The sequence below is a fragment of the Paraglaciecola sp. 20A4 genome, assembly GCF_011378905.1.
GTDB lineage: Bacteria > Pseudomonadota > Gammaproteobacteria > Enterobacterales > Alteromonadaceae > Paraglaciecola.
Map to the genome: position 1 here is coordinate 18,518 of NZ_WTPY01000014.1, position 23,420 is coordinate 41,937.

Annotated in this window: 20 protein-coding genes; 10 read left to right on the forward strand and 10 right to left on the reverse strand. The window is 43.7% G+C overall.

Features of this window, described 5'->3' with window-relative positions; translation table 11 throughout:
- Positions 1 to 18: 18 nt before the first annotated feature.
- Positions 19 to 459: an OsmC family protein gene (locus GQS54_RS13660; protein WP_166424536.1), complete on the reverse strand. Its 441-nt coding sequence runs from the start codon at positions 457 to 459 to the stop codon at positions 19 to 21.
- Between the two features lie 299 nt (positions 460 to 758).
- Positions 759 to 1,058, reverse strand: a complete 300-nt coding sequence (locus tag GQS54_RS13665) for a hypothetical protein (RefSeq protein ID WP_166424537.1) — start codon at positions 1,056 to 1,058, stop codon at positions 759 to 761.
- A gap of 759 nt (positions 1,059 to 1,817) precedes the next feature.
- On the opposite strand from GQS54_RS13665, the gene GQS54_RS13670 reads away from it, so the two are divergent.
- From GQS54_RS13670 to GQS54_RS13680, 3 genes are all read left to right on the forward strand, one after another.
- Positions 1,818 to 4,013: a TonB-dependent receptor gene (locus GQS54_RS13670; RefSeq protein WP_166424538.1), complete on the forward strand. Its 2,196-nt coding sequence runs from the start codon at positions 1,818 to 1,820 to the stop codon at positions 4,011 to 4,013.
- A 73-nt stretch (positions 4,014 to 4,086) separates the two neighbouring features.
- Positions 4,087 to 4,902, forward strand: a complete 816-nt coding sequence (locus GQS54_RS13675; RefSeq protein WP_166424539.1) for an alpha/beta fold hydrolase — start codon at positions 4,087 to 4,089, stop codon at positions 4,900 to 4,902.
- On the forward strand, positions 4,899 to 5,354 hold the full coding sequence (locus tag GQS54_RS13680) for a hypothetical protein (protein ID WP_166424540.1): 456 nt from the start codon (positions 4,899 to 4,901) through the stop codon (positions 5,352 to 5,354). The genes GQS54_RS13675 and GQS54_RS13680 overlap by 4 nt, the downstream gene beginning before the upstream one ends.
- Positions 5,355 to 5,506: 152 nt before the next feature.
- Here the strand turns inward: GQS54_RS13680 and GQS54_RS13685 are convergent, their stop codons facing one another.
- Positions 5,507 to 6,403, reverse strand: coding sequence for a hypothetical protein (locus GQS54_RS13685; RefSeq protein ID WP_166424541.1), 897 nt, complete (start codon positions 6,401 to 6,403; stop codon positions 5,507 to 5,509).
- A 127-nt stretch (positions 6,404 to 6,530) separates the two neighbouring features.
- Between GQS54_RS13685 and GQS54_RS13690 the strand changes: the two genes are divergently transcribed.
- The 4 genes from GQS54_RS13690 (at position 6,531) to GQS54_RS13705 (ending at position 9,990) form a co-directional block, all read left to right on the forward strand.
- The gene (locus tag GQS54_RS13690; protein ID WP_166424542.1) at positions 6,531 to 7,310 is read left to right on the forward strand and encodes an enoyl-CoA hydratase-related protein; all 780 of its coding nucleotides are present in this window, start codon (positions 6,531 to 6,533) and stop codon (positions 7,308 to 7,310) included.
- Positions 7,310 to 7,726, forward strand: coding sequence for a PaaI family thioesterase (locus tag GQS54_RS13695; RefSeq protein WP_166424543.1), 417 nt, complete (start codon positions 7,310 to 7,312; stop codon positions 7,724 to 7,726). The genes GQS54_RS13690 and GQS54_RS13695 overlap by 1 nt, the downstream gene beginning before the upstream one ends.
- A 68-nt stretch (positions 7,727 to 7,794) precedes the next feature.
- A complete protein-coding gene (locus tag GQS54_RS13700; protein WP_166424544.1) occupies positions 7,795 to 8,706 on the forward strand; it encodes a DUF1838 family protein in 912 nt (303 codons plus the stop codon).
- A gap of 624 nt (positions 8,707 to 9,330) precedes the next feature.
- Positions 9,331 to 9,990: an NAD(P)H-dependent oxidoreductase gene (locus GQS54_RS13705; protein ID WP_166424545.1), complete on the forward strand. Its 660-nt coding sequence runs from the start codon at positions 9,331 to 9,333 to the stop codon at positions 9,988 to 9,990.
- Positions 9,991 to 10,208: 218 nt separating this feature from the next.
- On the opposite strand, the gene GQS54_RS13710 is transcribed toward GQS54_RS13705, so the two are convergent.
- From GQS54_RS13710 to GQS54_RS13740, 7 genes are all read right to left on the reverse strand, one after another.
- Positions 10,209 to 10,715, reverse strand: coding sequence for an EF-hand domain-containing protein (locus GQS54_RS13710; protein ID WP_166424546.1), 507 nt, complete (start codon positions 10,713 to 10,715; stop codon positions 10,209 to 10,211).
- Positions 10,716 to 11,339: 624 nt separating this feature from the next.
- A complete protein-coding gene (locus tag GQS54_RS13715; protein ID WP_166424547.1) occupies positions 11,340 to 12,479 on the reverse strand; it encodes a patatin family protein in 1,140 nt (379 codons plus the stop codon).
- A gap of 457 nt (positions 12,480 to 12,936) precedes the next feature.
- Positions 12,937 to 13,278, reverse strand: coding sequence for a 5-carboxymethyl-2-hydroxymuconate Delta-isomerase (locus tag GQS54_RS13720; protein ID WP_166424548.1), 342 nt, complete (start codon positions 13,276 to 13,278; stop codon positions 12,937 to 12,939).
- 49 nt (positions 13,279 to 13,327) lie between these two features.
- On the reverse strand, positions 13,328 to 13,873 hold the full coding sequence (locus GQS54_RS13725) for a hypothetical protein (RefSeq protein WP_166424549.1): 546 nt from the start codon (positions 13,871 to 13,873) through the stop codon (positions 13,328 to 13,330).
- 186 nt (positions 13,874 to 14,059) lie between these two features.
- Complete coding sequence (locus GQS54_RS13730) at positions 14,060 to 14,725, reverse strand: hypothetical protein (protein WP_166424550.1); 666 nt, start codon at positions 14,723 to 14,725, stop codon at positions 14,060 to 14,062.
- 10 nt (positions 14,726 to 14,735) lie between these two features.
- Complete coding sequence (locus GQS54_RS13735) at positions 14,736 to 16,985, reverse strand: molybdopterin cofactor-binding domain-containing protein (protein WP_166424551.1); 2,250 nt, start codon at positions 16,983 to 16,985, stop codon at positions 14,736 to 14,738.
- Entirely contained in the window at positions 16,982 to 17,446 is a 465-nt protein-coding gene (locus GQS54_RS13740) for a (2Fe-2S)-binding protein (RefSeq protein WP_166424552.1), read from the reverse strand. Before GQS54_RS13740 ends, GQS54_RS13735 begins: the two co-directional genes overlap by 4 nt.
- A 443-nt stretch (positions 17,447 to 17,889) precedes the next feature.
- On the opposite strand from GQS54_RS13740, the gene GQS54_RS13745 reads away from it, so the two are divergent.
- The 3 genes from GQS54_RS13745 to GQS54_RS13755 all read left to right on the forward strand — a co-directional run bounded on the left by GQS54_RS13745 (position 17,890) and on the right by GQS54_RS13755 (position 23,240).
- On the forward strand, positions 17,890 to 18,648 hold the full coding sequence (locus GQS54_RS13745; protein ID WP_166424553.1) for a DUF6515 family protein: 759 nt from the start codon (positions 17,890 to 17,892) through the stop codon (positions 18,646 to 18,648).
- Positions 18,649 to 18,763: 115 nt separating this feature from the next.
- A complete protein-coding gene (locus tag GQS54_RS13750) occupies positions 18,764 to 18,913 on the forward strand; it encodes a hypothetical protein (protein WP_166424554.1) in 150 nt (49 codons plus the stop codon).
- Positions 18,914 to 18,926: 13 nt separating this feature from the next.
- On the forward strand, positions 18,927 to 23,240 hold the full coding sequence (locus tag GQS54_RS13755) for a DEAD/DEAH box helicase (RefSeq protein ID WP_166424555.1): 4,314 nt from the start codon (positions 18,927 to 18,929) through the stop codon (positions 23,238 to 23,240).
- Positions 23,241 to 23,420 lie beyond the last annotated feature (180 nt).

Here is a 23,420-nt window from a genome sequence, read left to right on the forward strand (position 1 = left end):
GGTAAACCGATTTAACCGTTACTCATTGGCTCGTATTATTTCGCATTCGATATGTGTTTCGCATGAAAGTGAATTATTAACCAGACATGACCCTTCGGCCTTCATCAGCAATTTTTCAGCTTTTTCGCTGTTTTCATTTGCAGGTATAAGCAACTTCACCTTCGAAATAACATGGGTGAACTGTACTTTGTGCTCTACTTTATTAAGCTCTCCGACAGATTCACATTCAATGGAAATCCATTCTAATTTTGACGCTCTGGCGATAGCTCTAAATGAAAGAATAAGGCAGTTTGAAACCGCTGCGATTAAAAGGTCTTCTGGTGACCATTTGTCTCCCGGTCCATTGAACTGTTTAGGGGGTGCTACTTCAATATTTGGTAATTGTTCAGCACTGGTCGTCAAATTTCCCACAGCTTTTCCTGCTGCTTTGACCTTGTATTGATGTGGTAAATCGCTCATTGAAATTTATTCCTAAGTTGAATGTTACTACGACCTGACCTGCTAAAAAGAGTTATGCGCACAATGCGGCTGCACAATACTCAACTTAGCGTGTTAAATGTGTCAAATAAGTATCCTCGTAAAAATGAAATTACTTACAATTATTTCACCAAACTAAACGCGCCTCGATTATCCCTATAGCATAACCTATGGCTAAATCTTCGGGATAATATTGTTCGAGGGTTTTCTTAATATCAGCAGATAATGAACTTGCATGGTAGTTTAAACATATTCCCTCAACGGCTTGCGTTCCTATATCGTTATTTATTATTAACAATTTCCGAGAAATGTAGAAGGGGAGGTGTGCTACTTTTTGCTTGATGCACGTCAAATTTAGCGAGTATAGTTCTTTCTAAAGTATCTGAACGGGCATGACTGGTATTTCTAGGTTTCGAACTAACTCGCCTACTGCTCCCACTGCATTGCTCAACTAATTCAGCACGTAAATCATGGGTTATTTTGGGTCCTTCAATTGAAAAAACCTTAATAGCATACTCAATAGCGCCAGATTGAATAGCCTCGTTTAATTCAGGCTTTAGGGGATCACTGAACATTTTCACGATAGTTATGGCTTCTTTTTTAGCTCGGGTTCAGTGGCCCAAGACTCAACTTTTGGCTGAAACGAGACGAAAAATAGCGTTACGCATATTGTCTCTCTAATCCGTGTGTCAGTTATTAATTTATCGAACTATTACGGTTAAATTATTTGTCTGAAGATCGCGATATTCCAAACCTTTACTCACAGAAAAACAGCCAGGAAAACTATCATCTGCTATTTTTCAGCGCCAGCCTTGAGCTACATCAATTTTCCAGCAAGGCCGCATAATTAAAAGGACACAGGTCTACGTCCATAAGAAAGTATTAAGCCACTATAATGAAGCAGTTGAAGTGATCGATTGGGCCAACTGAATATTCACATTACCGATGATGTCCTCACCCCTTTTTGCGTGTTTAATATCCGACTGTGTGCTTTTAAAAATAGTAATCCTACGTTTATAAATATCTCTGAAAAGCTTCTTTAACCTACTTGAAGTACCTTTTTAAAGTAGGCTTTTAATCGCTTCATAAATCTAAACGTTATTAAAATTATCAGTTTTTGAATTATTTGGTCTAAAGAATACAACAATAAACTGAGTGGTTAACTTACCTTAAACATGAGTTTACAACGCTATTTATAAGGTAAATATCCTAAATATCAATACGTTAGTTGTTTATCAACCCGTATCTACTCCTTGAATATTACAACCTTGACTTTGCTTATTGTTATAATAATATGTCATTAAGCTCATTCGACATTAAAATAATATAAAGGGGACATCATGAGTACGTTTATAAAGAAGGGGTACCTTGCTACCGCGATTGCTGCAGTCTTAGCGTCATCTATTTCTCCTGTTTTTGCGCAAGAAGCCGGAAAAACCGAAGGTGCTAAAGCTAAGGAACTAGAGAAAATTATAGTCACCGCGCAAAGACGTGCTCAGTCAATTCAGGAAGTCCCCGTTGCGGTTACCGCCATCGGTGCAGCCGACTTAGAGTTGAAACAAGTCACTAATGTATTGGACCTGCAATATGAAATTCCGAATATTAGTCTTGCGACTAATACAGGTACCGCCAGCGGTGCACGGATATTTTTACGTGGTGTTGGGGAAGATGAATCTCGAGTGTCTGCTGACCCTGCTGTGGGCGTTTACGTCGATGGAATATATGTTGGTCGTCAGGTCGGTGCGCTATTTGACTTAGTCGATTTAGAACGAGTAGAAGTGTTGCGGGGTCCTCAAGGTACGCTCTATGGACGTAACTCGAACGGTGGCGCGATTAAACTCATTAGTAAAGCACCAGAGTTAAATGAAAATTACGGTTTAGTTAAAGCTACAGTAGGCAGTGATGGTCGTTTAGACGGGCGCTTTACCGGTAATTTGGGGATTTCGGATACGGCGGCGATCCGCGCAACTGTATTAAGTAAATCACGAGACGGTTTTCATACCGTTAATCCAAATGGTGATTTTGCGGATCAAGCCGGAACAGAAGCGGGTGAGAAAGACACCAAAGCATTTCGCATCGCCTTGTACAACGAGTTCAATGAAGACTGGACTATGAACTTGGCTTTTGATTACACCAAAGATAATTCGGATCCGGTGCCTGACAGTGTTGCCGAAGCACACGATGCAGATGATAATTTATTCACCATTGAGCCTGTACCTGGTGTGACTTGCTCGGCGGCAACACCGGCTGCTTTTTTAAGCCTAGGGTGTTTCAATGACTATCGCAGCGAAGTTGAAACCAGCGGCGTATCGTTAAATGTACAAGGTCAAATTGGTGAATACGACATTAGCTTCCTGACTGGCTATCGCCAAATGGAAGATGACTTATCCAGTCGGATTGGTTTTCCCTACACACAGCAAACTGACCAAGACCAATTCAGTCAAGAAGTCACCTTGAGTTCTAATTACGAAGGGGCATTTAATTTTGTTACCGGCATTTACTACTTTACCGAAGATGTACAAATGGATTCGGTTTTTGTCTTTCCTTCCGAACTAGGAATTGAAACGGAAGCCTATGCTGCGTTTGTGCAAAGCACTTATGATTTTAACGAGACGCTAACCCTAACGACAGGTATTCGTTATACCGATGAAAGCAAAGAGATCGATGCCTTGATGCTTATCAGCGGTGGTAATCGTAATGAGCAACTCGATTTTAGCAATACTACTTATAACATCGCGCTAAACAATCAGTTTACCAAAGATGTGATGGGCTACGTGTCTTACTCTACTGGCTTTAAAAGCGGTGGTTGGTCACCGGATTGTTTTGCTGTTCAAAGCGCCTGTTTTTTACCCGTTGAAGAAGAAGAGTTAGACGCGTTTGAAGTTGGCGTACGCAGTGATTTACTTGATAATCGTCTTCGTTTAAACGCAACGTATTTTTACAATAGTTACGACAATTTGCAAATAGCTTCCTCTGTGCCAGGGCTGGGTTTCACCCGCTTTAACGTGGACGAAACGAGAATCAGTGGATTTGAGTTAGAAGCTCTGTTTGAAGTAACTGAAAGCTTAACGGTGAATGTTACCTTAGGTACTATCGATGCTGAATATAAAGAGCTCACACTGGCCCAAGCCGGCGGCTTAACCAACAACGGTTCAAGTCCTAGTTGCAACGGTGAAGTGTCGATCGAATGCGCCAAAGATCTAGAGCTCAAAAATGCACCTGATTACAAAGGTACCATTGGTTTTACTCACAGGATGCCTATCGGTGAGGGCTTGATTACAAGCCGTATAGATTTTTCGTTTGAAGATGACTCATACAGTTTAGTCGCTAATGCGCCATCACATGCGCTTACTTCTGTGGGGACCATTATCAATGCTCGCATTGCTTACGAGCCAGACAGCGAAAAATGGGCCGTAGCATTATGGGGTAAAAACCTCAGTGATGAAGTCTATGCAAGGGCAGCGGTTGCAGGAGATTTTACCCAATATGCGGCCGACCCGTTAACCTGGGGAGCTGATTTCGAATATCGTTTTTAATTTGATATAAGCCCTTGCTCGCAAGGGCTTTATTCGTTTTCTTTGAAGTAGATTTACATTCTCGGGGGATAATATGAGCAATCCTAAGGTGACACGACACTTTGCCGATGGTCAGTTCGGACAAATACATTACCGTATGGCAGGTAAGGCTTCGGCTAAACCTGCTATTGTGTGTTTGCATATGGTATCTAAATCGAGTCGTTCATATCAATACATTATGCCGTTTTTAGCCAAAGATCGGCTGGTGATAGCCATTGACTATCCAGGGTACGGCGAGTCTAGCTTACCCCATGATGAATCTCAGGCGACGATTGAAAACTACGCCCGAGCGATGTGGCAAGTACTCGATCATCTCAATATTAAACTAGCTGATTTAGTGGGGTATCATACTGGATGTATGGTGTCGGTGTGTGCTGCTCGGCAATTCCCTTTACGGATTAACAAGGTTATTAATATTGCTGCGCCGATTTTTCAAGAGGAGGAAATTCAGCTGTTTTGCGATAAGTATGCTCCCTTGCCAATTGATGAAGCGGGTACGCGATTTATCATTATGTGGCAACGTATTCTCAAGCATCGCGGCCCCGGTATGACTTTGCAGATGTGCGCCGATTCCATGGCAGAAAATTTACGTTTTGGTGACGCTTACGAATGGGGGCACATGGCCGCTTTTCAGCATGCTAAACGCTATATTGAAAACATAAAACAACTATCTCAACCATTATTCGTGATGAATTTAAATGATGATATGCACGAGCACAGCAAACGGGTTGATGAGTATTTGCAAAATGGTCTACGCAAAGACTATATGCACTGGGGAGCGGGATTTTTAGACGCGTATCCTGTGGATGTGGCAAATGAAATTATTTTTTTTCTTGAGGATGTCTCATGAGCAATCCCCTTAGTAAACTTATGCCAGCGGTACTTGAACACGCAGGCATATGGCAAGGAACATACCGGCACATTAATACCCAAGGTGAAACCTTAGATTTTCATAAAAGTCAGGTTGAATGTGTATTTCCTGAAGAAGGTCCGGTGGTTTATATCCAACGAAATCAATTTACCTGGGATGATGGGCGAGTATTCAACGTGGCGTTTGACGGTGTTATTCAGCACAACAAAATATACTGGGATACAGAAACGTTTAAGGGCTATGGTTGGGTCGCCAGCCCAAATATATTTTTACTTGAACTAGAACGTAAAGACGAACCTGGTGCTTGGTTTTACGAAAGCATTGTAATGGGTGCTGATAAAAAACATAGAGCCAGAACGTGGCACTGGTTTAAAGAAGGGGTGTGTTTTAAGCGAACGTTATGTGATGAACACTTACTGATAAGTGAGTAAACGCTATGCTATGAGCGTATCAACTTCATTTGATTAGTCCCAGACGAACGACACCGGGATAAACAATGCAAATATCGTTCTTAAGCAAGAAGGGCCAATCCAGGTGATTTGGCCCTTTTGCTTATGGTGATACTGATTCGCTATAAAGGCGCTTAGCTAACGGGGCGCTCAAGTAATTCGATTAACTCACCTGCCGGACCGGTCGCTAAAATGACTTTTGCGCTGGGGTAGTAAGCGTTGTCTATATGGTGAATGGGCAATTTAAGCCGTTTTGCTGCAAACTCAATGTTATCCACCATACACGTGATCATCGCAATGCCTGAGGGCAAAGAGTCATTATTGAGCACGCTGAGCTGTGCGTTGGTTACCTGATCAATTTCAAATAAGCAATTACCCGCCAATTGCAGGGTGGCAACAGGGTATTGGTGTTCAATGTCGTGCCCCCAAGCATTATTTAATACCGTAACTTTGGTATCAAATTTTAAGCCTGTAACCTGATTTAACGCCTCATAAAAGGCGAGGCTAGCATCGCGATTACGAGTACACAGTACAGGAATAAACAAACTGCCCGTGCGTGCTTGAGTCATGGGCAGGTTAAAAGGCGGCACTGGCTTATCGATTTGCGTGATATAGCTTACTTCATCACAGGGGCCAATGACCTGCATAGCTTTAATGGCATCGCTGATTTGTAAATAAGCGGGTTCGCCGATTATTTTAAATACGGTGGTATCAATCTCTTTACGGATGACGTCTACGTTCGCTACGTTCACTTCTAGGGCCATCCAGCCTTGCGTTTTTAAAGGGGTAGTTGAAGTGCTGTTTCTGTCTTCTATAATGCGCAACCAAGCGTGGCCGTTAGCGGCAGCTAATATATGCATTGGGTTATTCAACAGAGCAGGGGCGTTCCACAAATCGCACATTTTTTGGGTGACGATGTCTTCGCTCACCAAGGTGTAACCCATGCCCGACTGGTATGAATGACTGGAAAATTTAAGATGAGGCGCTAACAACGTTGCGCCGACGACAGGACCTAAAAGGGGATCACTCATATTGTGCTCTTTGTTATGGGACAATTGCCAAATCGCAATTTAAAATTACGACGAATAGATGATAATTTGGCGTAACGCATCGCACAACGCAACCTTGCGCTATACCGACACCGGAGCTTATTGATTTATGTCAACAGTCACCTTGAATATTAAAGGCAAAGTCGCCTATTTAAACCTTAACAGGCCAGAGAAATACAACGCGTTAACGCAAAATATGTGGCAAGCCATTGCAGATGCTTGCGATTCCCTCGCTGAGTCCCCGGCAGTGCGAGTTTTAGTGCTTGGTGCAGCAGGGGAAAAAGCATTTTGTGCTGGCGCTGATATAACTGAATTGCAAAGCATGTTAAGTAACCCACAGGCATTTGCCGCTAGCAACGACGTTGTGCAAGCAGCCCAGCAAAAATTAGCAGCACTGCCTTTTGCCACTATTGCCAAGATAAACGGCGTCTGTGTTGGTGGAGGTATGGGATTGGCCATGTGTTGTGATTTCAGAGTCGCAGTGACTGAGGCTAGCTTTGCCATTACGCCGTCAAAATTAGGATTGTTATACAGTGTGGCGGATACTAAACGCTTAGTGGACTTAGTTGGTTTACCTAGATCCAAAGAGTTATTGTATTTGGGCAAAAAAATCGATGCCGCAACGGCTGCTCAATGGGCATTGGTTAATCACGTTGTAACAAGAACTGACTTAAATACAACCACAGATACCTTAGTGCAAGCGATACTCAACGTCAGCGCGTATTCAGTCAGTGGAACGAAGCGCTCGTTAGCTCATATATGTGCGCTAACGACTAATGAAGCCGAAACATTAGCTATTCAAGGCGTATTTGATAACGCATTTCACGGCGATGATTTTAAAGAAGGCGCTGCGGCCTTTACCGAAAAGCGTCCAGCAAGGTTTTTATAATGACGAATATTGAATTTGATAGTAGCTTTGTCCAATGCCAAAAGCAGGATGGTTTTTCGGCGCATATGGGGCCATTTTTTGAGAAAAAAATCGAGGGTGTTATGCACCGTGCACTGAAAATTGAGGCTCATCATCTTAATCCTGAAGGGGTGGTACACGGAGGGGTAACACTGGCGTTTGCCGACTATATTATCTATCGCGCTATTGGGGATGAAATAGGCCATGACATTCGTTTTGCTACAATCAACTTAAACAGTAATTTGATTGCCGCAGGTAAAGAGGGCGACGTGTTGTATGGCGTCGGCAGCGTGGTGCGTAAAACCCGAAGCGTTATTTTTGCACAAGGACAAATATTCACTAATAAAAACATTATTTTACAAGCAACCGGTGTGTGGAAAATCATAGGTGCTAATTGATAATTCTCAATGCGCTAAAATTGGGATCACTTAGTCTAACTAAGGTCAAAAATAAGAGAATGGAATACATGAAAATACGTAAACTAGCATCACTCCTTTTGCTAGCAAGTGCCTCTTTTAGCAGTGCATTTGCCGCCACAAAAATTGATTTAAATACGCCTGAGGGCGCCAATACCGCAATGCGTAAAATTCAATGTTCAACCATTGATGATAAGCCGGTATTTTATTGGTGGAAAGGCAAGGTTTTTTCACGTCGTCAAGGCGAAGTAGACAAACATATTTTTAATGTTGAAGGCATGAATGTACGTACCTGTGGCACGGTAGACGGTGGTAAAAAAGGTAAAGCCTACCGTTTAGTGACACGTGAGATTTTACTCTATACCGATAAAAAAACGGGTAAGCCATTAGATACCTGGGAAAACCCGTGGACCAATGAAATCGTTGATGTGCATCATGTGTTAAACGATCCTGTTAATCAGCCTCCTAGCTTCCCACGAAACGAAGACGGTAGTGCGTCACCTTGGAAACAAAAATTTGGCGGAGACATCAACGGTGACTACTGGTGGATGACCTTCCCAGTTCCACTTTTTTATCATAATGACCTAGGTGGCGATTACCAGAAGCAAGTAGGCGGCGTATATCATGCCTCTGAGCTATTTAACTTCTCTGGCGATCTGGATAGCCTCACAAGCAATGACAAAGATACCGCAGATGTGCACGTAGGTTGGGTACGTATTTCCGATTGGCTACCCTTTATGATGATGAGCGGACGTGAAGGCTCTATCTATATACATACCGCGGGGCGCAAGGTTGAAAGTTTTGATGATATGGGAGAAGTAATGAAAACATTTATCAACGAACATGCTCCTAAATACAAAACGCCCCCTCCAACCGATGATGACCGTCCAAATGAAACCAGCTGGACAGGCTATAAAAAAGTCGTTAAAGGCGAAGAGTTTACACGCCAGAGAGCGCAATAAAACGCTCTGATATAATAAGCGTCGCAAAGTTTAAAAAGGTTAGCTTCCACGCTAACCTTTTTTTATGGCGTATTTCATTGAGCTTTTAGGTGCTTAGTCGCGCCTATCACTGACTCAACATAAAGTTCACGCTTCGAAATCGAGTTAACTAATTTGCTTTCCTGTTTAATATCCAAAACAGCCTGTCGTGAAGTCTATTAAAGATTGCGCCACCATTGAATAGCTAATAACACCGCAAAATGAAGCCACTGAGTGAACGGTCATAGCGTCAACGAGTAAGCATTTTTTTAATACGCCTGAATATGTGATTAAAAACCGGAAATGGTTCGATATACCAAAAGGCATTCTCACTCGGCCATGATAAACGCAAATGCAGTTTGGTTCTTGTTTTGACAACCCGAATCAGTTTTGTTCATCGGTAGCATCCTTATACATGTCCGAGTGGAATCATCACCTATTCTGTTGGTATGCAAATAGAATCGATGGACAGAAAATTTTTGGTGAAATTTCAAAGGAGGGGGCAACAAATGATATATAACAATCAAACTATGGCTGAGACACATACAATACCGCTATCATATTGGAAACGTTACTCATCCTATCTAGCAGCAAGTCGAGGTTAATATGAAATTCTTAGTTTTTTTGGGCACGGCGCGTGACAGTACCCCCCCGAAGCCTGCACGCTTGGGAGTTCGGGTAGCCAAGGCGATTTTGGCAAGTCTTAAAAGCCGATATGACAAGCATGAAATAGAGTTAATTGACGTTTTAGATTATCCCCTTGAAACTATCTTTAAACCTCACTTCGCCTATCCCAAAAGTAAGGTGCCTCGTGAACTCGATAATTTAGCGGAAAAGATAGCAAGTGCTGATGGATTTATTATGGTTAGCCCAGAATATAACCACTCAATGAGTCCTGCGTTGGCTAATCTTTTGAACCATTTTGGCAGCTCTTTGTTTGCTTATAAGCCAAGCGCAATTGCCACCTATTCAGCAGGGCAATGGGGCGGCATGCGCGCAGCTATCGGGATGCGAACGTATTTATCAGAGCTTGGCTGCTTACCCGTTTCAGCAATGATACATGTGCCCAAGGCGCAAGACGTTTTCAACGCTAACGGCTCTGCCCAAGCTGGGGTGGATCAAGACTCTTGGTTTGACTATTTTGACCGAACAATCAAACAGATGGTTTGGTGGGCTCAAGCCGCGAGGGAGCAGCGCGCAATAGTTGACCCCCATAAGTTAATCGGTGACTTTAAGAAGGATCCCTCACAACGAAACGTTTCCTGAGGAAACGATAGCTCACTTATTTTTTAGCTGAATTTATCTCTGCAATCGAAGGATGGGCTTATTCGGCAATGAATAACCATGCTCATTTCGGGTTATATATTAATGATGCAATGCCATAGCTGATCAGCTAGTGCCGTAAGCTAAAACATCAACTAAGGGTTTAGAGGTGCAGTTGATGTTTTATCAGATAAAATAGCATTTACGGACACGTCACTTTTTTATGCGGAGGTATTGATCGGCGGGGCGACTTTATTCATTAATTCAACTGAACGTCGCACACCGTCTTTTGAATAACCATCGTTTTTTAATTCCACTAACAGATCATTCAGCTGAGTTGCTGTATCTTGATCTTTAGTGTCATTAGCGATAGAAGATAACATGGTTTTAAAAGAATCAAACTGAGACTCTTTACTCGCATCTGGTTCCCCATATAGACTGATTTCCCCGTCCATACGTGCCATTATTTGCTCCATTTTTTGGTCACGTTCGTGTACAGCTTTCTTGTGCTCATCTTGAGATAAATTACCGTCGCCATTGCGGTCCATATTACTGGACATCTCAGCAGAATCAGTGCTTTCAATGTCTTGTGTAGTGAGAGCCTCCATAAACTCAGTCGCACTTACTGTTCCATCTTGATTGGTATCGGCAATATCAAATTGCTGTTGTGATTGTTCTTGCTTACTGGCAGACGGATCAACGCCTCCACCGATAGACATTATACTCATTGCTTGCTCCCGCTGGTTAAAATCAGTTATACCAAAGCATGAATAAGTCCAACTAATGTAAAGATTTCGTAAAGGTGTACTGGAGCTAAATAAGTCTTTGAAATTTATATAATAAAATTTTTTATCGAGAAGGAGGCTAATTAAAAAAGCTTTTTAAAATGGATTTTGCGAGGGTTGTGGCAATTGTTTGCCAGTTTCAGAAAGGCCACAAGGCAATATTTAACATACCACCCAACGTAAAAGTAGCAAAAGGCAGTTTTTATACGCTTAACGTTATTCAAACAACCAAGGATGGTCTGTTATGTTTTAACCTCAAAAACTAAATCAGTACAGTTGATTCACCTCATTACCCAAGCAAGTCATGCTCTTGTCGTCGCTTTACTTTGTACGATAAGAGCATGCATTCAGTGCGATATTATTAAGCCGCTATATATGGCCTTAAAATAAATATAATCAACGTTTTCAAATTCTACATAGGCACAAAGCCACCAGTAGGTTCCCAATGAATAATGCTATTTTTATAAAATTGAACTCACTACTTATACCGCATAAATCAAAAAATCAGGTGAGCCCCGTGGTTAAATAAAAAGCTAAATAAAGCAATTAAAGAAATATGATCCTAGCTTAAGCAGATAAGCGCTGGGAAGCGGCTGACTGTTGTCTAGACAATTGATTGCTGGCTAGTTGTTTCGCGACTAAGGCACTTGTTATACTCTGGTACTCGTTGAAAGCGCTTGGAGTTGAATCGTCTTTGATTATTTCACTCCGCTTATTTTGCTCAGTAACGTTGTGTTGAAGTAAATAGGCTTTACCGGCCGCAACACCAACTTTGTGGTCGTGTTTAAGGTCATTGTCTGTACTGCCTAAAAGCTTACTCTGTAGTTTTTCATCGGCAAATATTTGCACTATTTCAACATCCGATGGTGGGTTTGCAATAAATGCTAATTCTTGTTGATATGCTTTTTCGTGTTGTACTAAGTAATCAATGGTTTTGGGGCAATAGCCAGAAACACACACCAATGATCTGAGTTTGTGCACCCAAGCTGATTGTGCTTGAAAATGAGCATTGACCGTGCGTATCACCACTATTTTCCTGGCCCCTCGATTGTATGCTTCACGCACGGGTAATGGTGCAGCCAGACCTCCATCAAGATAAAAATCTGCTTGTGGCTGTACTTTTCCTAGCCCGATTGTATCGTCTGGGGCACTGGATTCATTGGCTGCGCGAGCGTCTAACCAAGGCGTTAGTTTCACACCTTGTTTGTACAGAAACGGCAGGGCGCTAGATGCTTTTAACAATTCGCGCCACTGGTGGCTTTCACCCGTTGGGCTTAAAAAGTAAGGCGCTCGGTCTCGTGAATTGGTTGCAGTAATCAACAGTTCTCTCTCGCCCAATGACTGCTTGGCAGTTGCAAAATCAATCGCTCGATTGGCTTCGGTGGTTTTGTCGAAGTACCAATCTAAATCTACTATGTGTTTGCCCACTAAGCCACGACCTAACTGAAAGAAGCGTTTGTTACGCGATAAACCGCGGATAAGCCGTTTGGCATAGCCTTTCTGCCGCGCTAAATAGCTAGTTAAGTTCTGCGAGCCCGCAGATGTACCAATAAACATATCGAATGGGTCGTAACCTTCTTCCAACCAAGCGTCAAGCACACCTGCGGTGAATATCCCTCGCTGCCCGCCACCTTCTGCAATCAGTGCTAGCTTAGGCTGCGCTGTATTGTTTAAAGCAATAGGGGCTGATACGTTTAGGAATTTCATGATGACCTTCTTATATTATTAACGGAATAGTGTCGGTGGTTTGATCGCTATGTTTATTTGTATGCAGGTAACTGGCTAGCGCGAATATGATGTTGGCTGTGCAAACAATGGGGCTATTGTAAGGAAGGTTCTTTGCTTGGGATAATTGAAAGAATCAATCGTCTTGATTGATAAACTTGAATGTGAGAAGTGATTTACCGCAATGAGCACCGACTTAAAGTTGCCTAAAGTGCTTTTATTAATAAGGCCCAGAGCAAGATAACGACCCAACTTAGCAAATAGACTGACGGCTAATATTTTATGAAACGGTCAAGTCTTGGTTGATAAACGTGCTGATCTAAGAACGTCGAGAAATTTAGCCATTTTTCATGCTCTCAAAGCGGCCCCATCTTATTTAACGACAAGGTCTGCCTTTTTTGAGTCTACAGTTTAAATGTTCTTAGAAACCAGTAATGACCTAGTATTCAAAATCTACAAAACTTGCCCGGTGAATATCTACTACCTCTACGGATACAAAAACACTGTTCAAAGCGAGTGTTTTCAATTCCGATAACACAGCATTGGATATTTCACTTTTTTGTTGATCCGTACGGCCGCTCAGAATATGTGCAGAAATATGTAAAAAGTCTTTTTGCTTACCGTATAAACGAAAGCCAGAGCGCTTTTCAGTTCGAAGTTTTATGGCCTCAGGCGGAAAGTGACCGCTGTTTTTTGCTCCTTCAAACACGCTATCCATTAGGGTTTTTTCATTGATTTGTTGCGCTAAAGACGCACTATATTCGATAACAAAATTTGGCATTCAAGTTTACCTCTTAAATCGTTAAAACGTGTTTTTACTCACGGCGCAATTATTGATCTGCGTAGCGCATTAGCCACTGTTGACGTGCGCCTTGGCGCTCTGAGTCTGTTGGTGTGTCACCACTGGCTAATTCAATGGCAATTTTCTCAATGAGTTTGTCGCGCTCGGCAATTAATTTATCTGCACTGTCAAATAAATCCTGGGCTTGGGGGAAATCAGCTTTGATATCCTCAATGTTGAGTAAGTCGTAATAGGCTTGTTCTACTGCATCATTAAACATACTGCGCTGGGCCTGAAAAATAACGAAGTTTTTGGCCATATCTGAATCAATATAGTTGATGTCCTCCTGTGACATGTCCGCTTCTTTGGCGACAGCTAACGCTTTGTCTAGCCATTGTGAAATGGCCTTTTCATCATGCTCTTGAAGCGCTTGCTTAACGCCATCGACTAAATCAGTGGCGGTCAAAATTTGCTGACGAGAGATAACGGGTAACTCTTGTGCTTGAGAAACTGGATTTTCAATTTGCCCTTGATCGGATAACCATAGGGTTGTGCCAATAGCGATTAAAATAACGAGAGCGACGATAACTTTCATGTACTTACCTTTTTGATTCCGCAAGCTATAGCTGCGATTTTACGGTGGAATTCAATACTGCATGCGCGCAGCTTATATTGAAAAATTAACGCGCGATAGGGTAGCATAAATATGTTAGATATCCGCTTAGCGCTGCTTAAGTTTTAGCGAAAAATAACGGCAAGAAGCGAATATATGCTTTGGGGGTTATTCAGGACAGGGTGCGCCAGCGCTGGCCCATAACATAACAAAGTCGGCGGTTTCTTGTGCAGAATAGGGTGCGGGCTCGCGGCCTTTACCTGGACTCCAGCCCCAATGTACCAGTTCGTCTTCTTCAATATGATGGGCAACATCTTCAAGTGTGCGCCCACCATTACGTGCGGGATCTTTAATCTGCTCGCAAATTTGCTTTGAGCTTTGCTGCCACCAAAACATTTCTACTGGGGCGAGCATCCATACTGGTGCGCCTGGAGGGCCGTGAGGCTCATCAGAATTACTCTGGGCATGGCAGGTGCTACACATGATTGTTTCAACACCAATGCGGCTTTGACCACCTGAAATATTCATTCCATGCACGCTGGTTTTGCCGTAATGGGGGCCTGACCAACGTGGTAGGTTGTCTTTGGGTACATGGCAATTTGCGCAGCGAGGGTGAGAGAATACTTCATACACTTTATTCCAAGCTTGCGTTGCATTTTGGCTATTAACTGCCTCAAGGCTGTTTGTTCGCTCAAGGCTGTCTTTCCGCTCAAGGCTGTCTTTCAGCTCAAGGCTATCCGTTCGCTCAAGGCTGTCCGCAGTTTGAGCAAAGGCGTAAAAGCCAGGTAGCAGAATGAGTACAGCGGCTCTTAGCATGAATGATTTGATTTGCATGGTGGCGCTCCTATACAAATTGAATGTGTTTGTTAAATGGCATTTCACGAATACGCATACCCGTGGCGGCGAAAATTGCATTGGCAAGGGCAGGAGCTGCAGGCGGAGTGCCTGGCTCACCGATGCCGCGAATACGCTCACCATTTTCAAGTATTTTAGTGTGTATCACAGGCGATTGATGCATGCGAATAGCGTCATAACTGTGAAAATTAGTCTGCTGCACTTTTCCATTTAACAAGGTAATTTCGCCCATCATTGCAGCCGCCAAACCAAAATTAACCGCTGATATTAATTGCGCCTCGATATTAAGTGGATCAATGGCAATACCCACATCAGCAACGACATAGACATTTAAGATTTTGATCCCTCGAGGCGTATTGACCACCTCGATAATTTCAGCTACTGGCACGCCGAAAGAGGTTACAAGCGCCACACCTAAGCCATGCTTAGGGGGAATTTCACGTCCCCAATTGGCCATTTTTGCTGCTGTTTGTAATACATTGCGGGTCGGCTGGTGGGTGACAAGCCCTAAACGCATTTCAATGGGGTCCGCGTTTGCTTTAATGGCTAGCTCGTCAATCATTGATTCATTGAAAAAGCCATTTTGCGAAGCGCCCACAGAGCGCCATGAACTAACCGGAATGCCCATGGGCACGCGATACCCGGTAACGCGATAGTTTTCTATTATGTAGGCCTGATCCCATAATGCCTGCACAATGGTGCTATCTGGCCCGGGAATCGACACGCCTAAGCGACTCATTTGCGATTCCATTACCGAAGGGGAGGATATTTTTACGTCCAAAGCACTGACACTATCGCCGTCAGTCACGCCTTCAAAGCGCGCCACAGCGAAGGGCCGGTAACTGTCATGAGTCATGTCCTCTTCGCGGGTCCAGGTGACTTTTACTGGCGTGCCCTCAAGTTGTTTGGCGACCATGACGGCGTAGATAATGAAGTCCATTTCTAAGCGTCGGCCAAAGCCGCCGCCTAAATACGTGGTGTGAATACGAATGTTTTCTTTTGCTATGCCTGACACCCGGGACGCTTCAGACAACGCATACGTGGCCATCTGCGTACCGACCCACACATCAAGCTCGCCATTTTTCATCAATGCGGTGGCATTCATGGGCTCCATGGTGGCGTGAGCAAGCAATGGCGCACGGTACTCGCGATGTATCGTCGCATCGCCAGCCTGACCAAGAATGGCTTCTACGTCACCGTCACTGCGCATTTGGCTGTCTTGATGTTCATCTGTAAAAGCAGCAATGGCTGATGCAAATAGCGCATCGGTTGTTTGCGCATAATCGGTTTTTGCCCAATCAAACTCGATTTTTTCTGAGGCTTTAAACGCATACCAGGTATTGGTTGCAACCACTGCCACCCCTATATCTCCCAGTGGTAAAATCGCCTTAACACCCTTCATATTCACGGCATTATTAGCCTTATAGGAATTGCATTTCGCACCCAGATTCGGGTTGACTTTAACCGTGGCGTAAAGCATTTCGTTTTGTAACACATCAATACCAAAGGTGGCGGTACCGGTGCACTTCTCGACCATATCCACTCTGGGAACAGGACGACCAATTTGCTTCCACTGACTTCGTGGTTTGAGTTTTACGTCATCAGGTAACTCTATGCTTGCCGCTAAGCTCGCTAATTCAGTGTACGAAATGCGTTGGCCGTCTTTTGTAATCACTTCACCGTTGTCGGTTCTCAAGGTGTTTTTCGGTAAGTTTAACTTAGCGCTCGCCGCTAATAGTAGCGCCTCTCTGGCAGTGGCACCTGCCATGCGCATTTTTTCAAAGGCATCCACGGTAGAAGACGAGCCACCCGTGACCTGTACACCGAAAAATTTTGCCGGTACATGCATAAAATTTCGCGCCATGTTTGCCATGGCACTGTCATCTTGTGGGGGGAATGGAACGCCTTCTTCTAATACCGCAGCGTTGAAATACGCATTTGACGGCACTCCGTGCTCGACCTTAACGTTTTGCACGTCTATGTCTAATTCTTCTGCGACTAGTGCCGCTAATGTGGTTTTCACCCCTTGGCCCATTTCAGCCCGAGGCACAATGATGGTCACCCCGGTAGCATTAATAAGCACATAAGGTGTAAGCGCGGTATCACCTTGGGCTAGACCTTTTTCAAGAGGATTAGGATAGGGCTGTTTATACTTGTATACACCGAACAGCACACCTCCTGCGATGGCCGCAGAGCCAATAACGAAAGCTCTACGAGTGATTTTACCCAATGTACTCATGCATTTTTCTCCCGAATATTTTGTGCCGCTGTTTTCACCGCGGCACGGATTCTCGGGTAAGTGCCACAGCGACATAAATTCGCTGACATTGCACGGTCAATGGCTTCATCATCAGGGTTGGGGTTCATTTGCAACAAAGCCGCCGCTGACATGATTTGCCCTGGCTGGCAGTAACCGCATTGTGCGACTTGGTGTTCAACCCACGCAGCTTGCACTACATGCATCGCATCCGGCGTGCCTAAGCCCTCTATGGTTGTGACTAGGCCCGACACTTGTCCTACAGGTATCGAGCAAGAACGTGCAGGTTGTCCGTTTATGTGCACAGTACACGCACCGCACATCGCAATACCGCAGCCAAACTTGGGGCCTGTGATATTCAGTTCATCACGTAACACCCACAGCAGGGGCATTTCATCATCCACGTCCACGTCGTGGGATGTACCGTTTACGTTTAACTGCATGTGAGCACCTTATTTATGGCCATTTATCTGTAGAGTAAATTAACTTGTTACAAAAAAGTAATAATATCTTATGATTGATGCTAATTGCGCGGTGACGAAAACCCAATGTGCAATCCGTAAAAGCTGAAATGTAAACGCGAGTAATGGTCTGGCTCGTATTTGAAAGGCGTGACTTCATATTTTAAGAAGAAGTGCACGTACGTCGACATTAACCTTGCCCATGTTGAATATTTTCGCTGTTGTAGAAAGTTGCTGTTGTAAAAAGTTGCTGTTGTGGAAGGCTACCGTTATTGATGTTAAATAAAAAAAGGCACGGAAAGTTAAGAAACGTTAAGAAGTACAAAGTTTATGTAAAATAGTATGCACAAAGCGTTGCAGTCAGTTTATATTCAGTTTTGCGGCCTAATATCACCCATAACGAAAATCGTTATTAAGGAATCACTATGAATATAAAATGGTTGTTACCCTTGGTTATTAGCTTAAGTGCTTTATCTCCTCTAAGTCAGGCACAGTATAAAAATGAGCGGCATAATGGCGATGTGGTTGTGAAGAAGGTCACTGACAAGAAAGTCGTTAATAAAAAAGTGCTGGTGAAAGAGACTGTCGTTCACCACTCCCCCGAGTATAAAACGGTTATACAGAAGAACGTTGTGCATGCACCGTCGGTGCACAAGCCGGTAGTAAAGAAACGGGTGGTGTATAAAACCGGCGCGTTAGTGCGTAAAGCACCAGTAAACAGTATTTCTTTGCGCTTTGGTGGTGTGTCGTTTGTTTTTCACGATGGCCTATATTATCGCCACGTCAAGCAAGGTTATAAGGTGGTGCGTCCGCCCGTTGGGCTCAGGGTCAATCATCTGCCTGCAGGGTACGAGCGTCTTGTTATGAGGGGCAGTGCTTACTATTTTTCTCAAGGCATTTATTATGTGTTTGATAATGGCGCTTACCGAGTGATTGACGAGCCTGCTTACTTGGGGGACGAATACGTCACTGAAGATAACTCAGTTGTGGAAAATTCGCTGGAATATCAGCAATCGACCGCTAATGACACAGGATATGAATTGGGTAAGGCGTATGACTCGCTACCAAAAGGTGCCGAGCCGGTTAGCAAAGATGGCCAACAGTATTTTAAATATTACGACATTTACTTTTTGCCACAATCATCAAACGAAGGTGTTCACTATATAGCCGTTAAACTCGATTAAACGTTCGCTGGGCTTGAGCGTGCCTTTGAATGTTTGATGTATGAGCAAAGAAAAACGCAGGGCTTAAGATCTCGGTAACTGTTGATTAGCTTTCGCAATCAAAATAGCAAGCGTTATGGGTTTGGCTAGCGCGAGTAGCGATAGCCAATCTAGGCTAAACAACGCAGCATTGGATTGGCTGGGGGAACTTGAAGCTGACTCAAAGCAATTGTTTCGCGGCATTGTTTTTGATAACTTCACGCTACTGAAAAAGAATCGTTATTAAGAATCAATTGACTATGAAGCTTGCTGCTTTAATTCATTCCCAATCTCATCATCAAATCGAAGCGTTATATCAAACGTTTTTAACCCTGAGCGAAGCCGAGCAAGCGACGCTATTCATTTTATCCGTCATTCATAAGCCCATTGGGGCGCTAAAGTTAGCGCTGGTAATCGATTTACTAATTAATCGAGGCTTACTGGCATTGCCCAAAAAGCACTATGTGCTTAATCCTGAGAAAAAAGCGCAACTAACCTTAGAATCGTTGTTAATTAACAACCGAGAAGGCTTGCAACTCAATCCGCTTCTGGGTAATTTTTTAGTGAAAAAAATTGACCGGCTGTCTATCGCCGTAGACCTTGCGCCAGGGCAACGATTACGCGAAATCATCATGGCTAGCGAGCAAGTTGTGCCAATCATAAACAGTTATAGCTGGCAGAATAAAGAAGCTGATAGAGCTAGGGTGATCCGAGACTTGTATTATTTAAATCAAATGGATGACTTTGAAATCGCGTTAGATTTTCATAAAAACCCACAAATTATTGAGCATACAAAGAACAGGGTACTGCTTGATATTTTGTTCTTACCCTTTGATTTAAAATCGTTTTCACAACTTTCCCGCGCTGTTCAATACCAAGCATTCGCGACTCTTTTCAGAACGTTTCAAATTGAAGGGCAAAGCTGCGCGTACCCCATTCAGCTATTAGAGCAAGTTTGCGCAGCTGCGCCAGAAAAAACAGAGCAGAGTTACAATAGTGACTGTCAACATCTATTGGCTGAGCAGTATTTATATCAGCTGCGCTTCGATGACTTTTTGCGTATTCAAAATACAGAAGACAAGAGCAGCTACGGCTTGCAGCTGCAGGGAATGCATTTGTTTTTAACGGGGCAGAATGAGCTTGCTATTGGCTACTTTGAACAAGCCATGCTGGCAAAAAACAAGCTAACGAAGCGCAAAAAACAATACTTGAATGAGTTGCCGGGTTACTTCTACAAATTGGCGTTAATGGTTAAGGCGAATCAAGATGATGTGAATGCGTTTGGTACCGCATTGCAACAAGTGGAATATGAAGAAAGCGATCGTAAAGTTAACAGCGATTTTTACTATGTAGGACAAGGCCTTGTTAAGCCAATTATGTGCCTTTGTGCAGGCATACAATACGACATTAATATTGGTTACAATAGTATCGATGATAGGGCTGATTTTTTCGCCCATCAGCTATGCTATTTCAATTATTTTTTAGGGCAGGTTTGGTGTAATCAAAGCAAAGACCCGGCACTGGCAACGTTAGCGTTAAAATATCAAGGGCATTTTATGCAGCTTGATTACCCGCTTTTTGCGCAAATATGTGGGCAATTTGCCGCCAGTTTCAGTCACGAAAAAGCCGAGAAAATACCATGTTCAGCGCTAGTTTCCTCGTTAAAATCACCAGTGCCTTTAGTGGATTTCACTCGCTTGATCGTGACTAAATCACAGTGGGATTTAGCCCTTGATAAACTGATTGCCCTTAACCCAAATGCACTTAAAAATGATGCACCCGCTAAAGAGGTGCTCATTAAACCGGTACGCTTAATTTGGGAATTTGAACAGAGTTATGCTCACAGTCTAACCGCGCGGGAACAAAAGCTAAATAAGTCAGGCTGGAGCAAAGGGCGAGTGGTCTCGCTAAAGCGCCTCAAAGAAGAAACCCATAAGTTCGACTATTTGAGTGAAAGTGACAAGAAGCTTTGCCATGCCATTGATGCCTATCAAAACTGGGGCTACTACTCAAAAGTTGATTACATGCTGCAAGGGTTACCCGCCCTGCAAGCGGCTGTTGGCATAGACAACCTTTACAAAGCGGACGACCTTAACCAAAAGATTGACATCACCCAGCGCGAGCCAGAATTGTTGGTTAGCGAGATAGGCGATCAACTTTGTTTAAGTATTGCTGATTTACCCGACGATATCGGCGAGTACGATGGTCAGCCGGCCTACAATCTAAAAGCGATTTCTGATAGTCAGTATCAGCTAACCGTGTTCTCAACATCACACCTAAAAGTGGCCGAAATTATCGGCGAATCTGGTTTGCTTATTCCCATCAGTGCCAAACAAAAAGCCCTTGAAGGCATTTCAGCTATCGCGCCGTTCTTGAATATTCAGTCTGATATCACAGAGCTTGATACAGGGTTAGAAACCCATGAGTGTGACACTAATTTGGTGGTCAATATTCAGCCGAATCAAAGCGGCCTAACGTTTACCTGCGTCGTGATGCCATTTGGAGAGAACGGCCCGGCGTTTAAACCGGGGGTGGGCAATGCCAGTTTGACCACAGACTTAAACGGTAAGCGCATGGCCACTCAGCGGGATTTACAGCGAGAAGAAACCCTACTCGATGAGCTAGACCAAGCGTGCCCGGTGTTTTTAGACATGGCGGATAACGTTCTACTGTTAGATGATTTACAAGTTGCGCTGAGTGCCCTTGAACAGTTAGAAATAGCCCATAAGCGAGACACATTTGATTTAGTGTTGCGCTGGCCTAAAGGTAAAAAAGTGACCCTGTCGAAAACCCTAGACAGTGAACATCTGCAACTGGCGGTGAGCCAAAAAAATGAATGGTTTGATATTACTGGCGACTTACAAATTGATAGTGAGCAAGTCATTGAACTAAGGAAACTGCTCGAGCTCGTAAAAACCAGTAATGGCCGTTTTATCGAGCTGGGCGAAGAGCAAATACTCGCGCTGTCAGATGATTTACGCCGTAAACTTGAGTTAATCAACCAAGTCACCGACGACGGTAAGTTCCATCCACTAGCCAGTTTGCAAATGGAAGAAGCCACTACAGGCATGCGCATGAAAACGATTCATGCATGGGAGCAGCAAACCGAAAGAATGCATCAAGCGAATGCAATCAAGCCACAAATTCCTTCGACCTTTCAAGCGCAATTGCGTGATTATCAATTGGTTGGGTTTGACTGGGCTTCACGCCTTGCTCATTGGGGCGCAGGTGCCTGCCTAGCCGATGACATGGGCTTGGGTAAAACCTTGCAAGCCTTGGCGATTTTATTGTCGCGGGCCAGCCTTGGGCCAAGTTTAGTTATCGCTCCTACATCGGTGTGCTTTAACTGGCAACAAGAGGCGTTTAAATTTGCGCCGACCTTGAATATAAAGTTATTCGCCGACTCGACTAATACACTGCAGCGCGAAGTGCTGTTGAACGATTTAGGCCCGTTTGACTGCGTGATCATCAGCTACGGATTACTGCAAAGAGAGAGTGAAATACTAAAAAGCGTGCATTGGCACAGTATAGTGGCGGATGAAGCCCAAGCCCTGAAAAACCCGCTTGCCAAGCGCACAAAAGCCGCTTACGCACTGAAAAGCGACTTTAAAATGATCACCACAGGCACGCCCATTGAAAACAACTTAACTGAACTGTGGAGCCTGTTTCGTTTTATTAACCCTGGGTTGCTTGGCAACATTAAACGCTTTGGTGAGCGCTTTTCAGTGCCAATCGAAAATGCTCAGGAAGATCCGTTAGCTGCCCGCAAGGCCAGCCAAGCCCTTAAAACGCTGATACAGCCGTTTATATTACGACGTATGAAAAACCAAGTGTTGACGGAATTGCCATCCCGTACTGAGATTAATATCCGCGTTGAAATGAGCTCTCAAGAGCGCGATTTTTATGAAGCGCTTAGGCTGAATGCCATAGACAATATTAGTCAAAGTGGCCAACAAGCCAACGCAGGTGAGCAGCGTATTAGAATGCTTGCCGAGCTAGTGAAATTACGCCAAGCCTGCTGCAACCCGAAATTGGTCATGGCTGAAACCACAATTCCCAGTGCCAAGCTCGCAGCGCTCGATGAATTATTAGAAGAGCTGAAACTAAACAATCACAAAGCGCTCATTTTTAGCCAGTTTGTTGGGCACCTACAATTGATTAAGCAACACATCGAAGCCAAAGGTTTTAGCTATCAATATTTAGATGGCTCAACCCCGCAAAAGCAGCGACAAAAAAGCGTTAATGCTTTTCAAAGTGGTGACGGAGATATTTTTTTAATAAGCTTAAAAGCAGGCGGTTCAGGCCTAAATTTAACCGCTGCAGACTATGTAATACATATGGACCCTTGGTGGAACCCAGCGGTAGAAGAGCAAGCCTCAGACCGTGCCCATAGAATCGGTCAATTACGCCCTGTGACCGTTTACAGGTTAATTGCTCAAAACACCATAGAAGAAAAAATTGTTGCCCTGCATCAGCATAAACGTGACTTAGCGGACACGTTATTAGAAGGTAATGAGGCTGTTACTAAGCTGTCGGTAAATGACATGCTGAATTTACTGAAAGAGACCTTTTAGGCATGATGTCCGCACTGTAAGCTTATGCACTGTGCCGTCGCCATCAGGAATATTAGTCGATTGGTAATTTACTCTAATGAGTCTGTGTTACTACTAGGCATTTCAACCCTGTGTTGCAGTTTCATTGGTAGGGGCTATCGTATTTAGCTATCCAGCATTGTTAGTCACTCGCATATGATA

Coding starts and splice junctions, on each gene's coding strand:
- GQS54_RS13660 (WP_166424536.1), bottom strand. CDS start 459: ATGAGCGATTTACCACATCAATACAAGGTCAAAGCAGCAGGAAAAGCT.
- GQS54_RS13670 (WP_166424538.1), top strand. CDS start 1,818: ATGAGTACGTTTATAAAGAAGGGGTACCTTGCTACCGCGATTGCTGCA.
- GQS54_RS13675 (WP_166424539.1), top strand. CDS start 4,087: ATGAGCAATCCTAAGGTGACACGACACTTTGCCGATGGTCAGTTCGGA.
- GQS54_RS13680 (WP_166424540.1), top strand. CDS start 4,899: ATGAGCAATCCCCTTAGTAAACTTATGCCAGCGGTACTTGAACACGCA.
- GQS54_RS13685 (WP_166424541.1), bottom strand. CDS start 6,403: ATGAGTGATCCCCTTTTAGGTCCTGTCGTCGGCGCAACGTTGTTAGCG.
- GQS54_RS13690 (WP_166424542.1), top strand. CDS start 6,531: ATGTCAACAGTCACCTTGAATATTAAAGGCAAAGTCGCCTATTTAAAC.
- GQS54_RS13695 (WP_166424543.1), top strand. CDS start 7,310: ATGACGAATATTGAATTTGATAGTAGCTTTGTCCAATGCCAAAAGCAG.
- GQS54_RS13700 (WP_166424544.1), top strand. CDS start 7,795: ATGAAAATACGTAAACTAGCATCACTCCTTTTGCTAGCAAGTGCCTCT.
- GQS54_RS13705 (WP_166424545.1), top strand. CDS start 9,331: ATGAAATTCTTAGTTTTTTTGGGCACGGCGCGTGACAGTACCCCCCCG.
- GQS54_RS13710 (WP_166424546.1), bottom strand. CDS start 10,715: ATGAGTATAATGTCTATCGGTGGAGGCGTTGATCCGTCTGCCAGTAAG.
- GQS54_RS13715 (WP_166424547.1), bottom strand. CDS start 12,479: ATGAAATTCCTAAACGTATCAGCCCCTATTGCTTTAAACAATACAGCG.
- GQS54_RS13720 (WP_166424548.1), bottom strand. CDS start 13,278: ATGCCAAATTTTGTTATCGAATATAGTGCGTCTTTAGCGCAACAAATC.
- GQS54_RS13725 (WP_166424549.1), bottom strand. CDS start 13,873: ATGAAAGTTATCGTCGCTCTCGTTATTTTAATCGCTATTGGCACAACC.
- GQS54_RS13730 (WP_166424550.1), bottom strand. CDS start 14,725: ATGCAAATCAAATCATTCATGCTAAGAGCCGCTGTACTCATTCTGCTA.
- GQS54_RS13735 (WP_166424551.1), bottom strand. CDS start 16,985: ATGAGTACATTGGGTAAAATCACTCGTAGAGCTTTCGTTATTGGCTCT.
- GQS54_RS13740 (WP_166424552.1), bottom strand. CDS start 17,446: ATGCAGTTAAACGTAAACGGTACATCCCACGACGTGGACGTGGATGAT.
- GQS54_RS13745 (WP_166424553.1), top strand. CDS start 17,890: ATGAATATAAAATGGTTGTTACCCTTGGTTATTAGCTTAAGTGCTTTA.
- GQS54_RS13750 (WP_166424554.1), top strand. CDS start 18,764: ATGGGTTTGGCTAGCGCGAGTAGCGATAGCCAATCTAGGCTAAACAAC.
- GQS54_RS13755 (WP_166424555.1), top strand. CDS start 18,927: ATGAAGCTTGCTGCTTTAATTCATTCCCAATCTCATCATCAAATCGAA.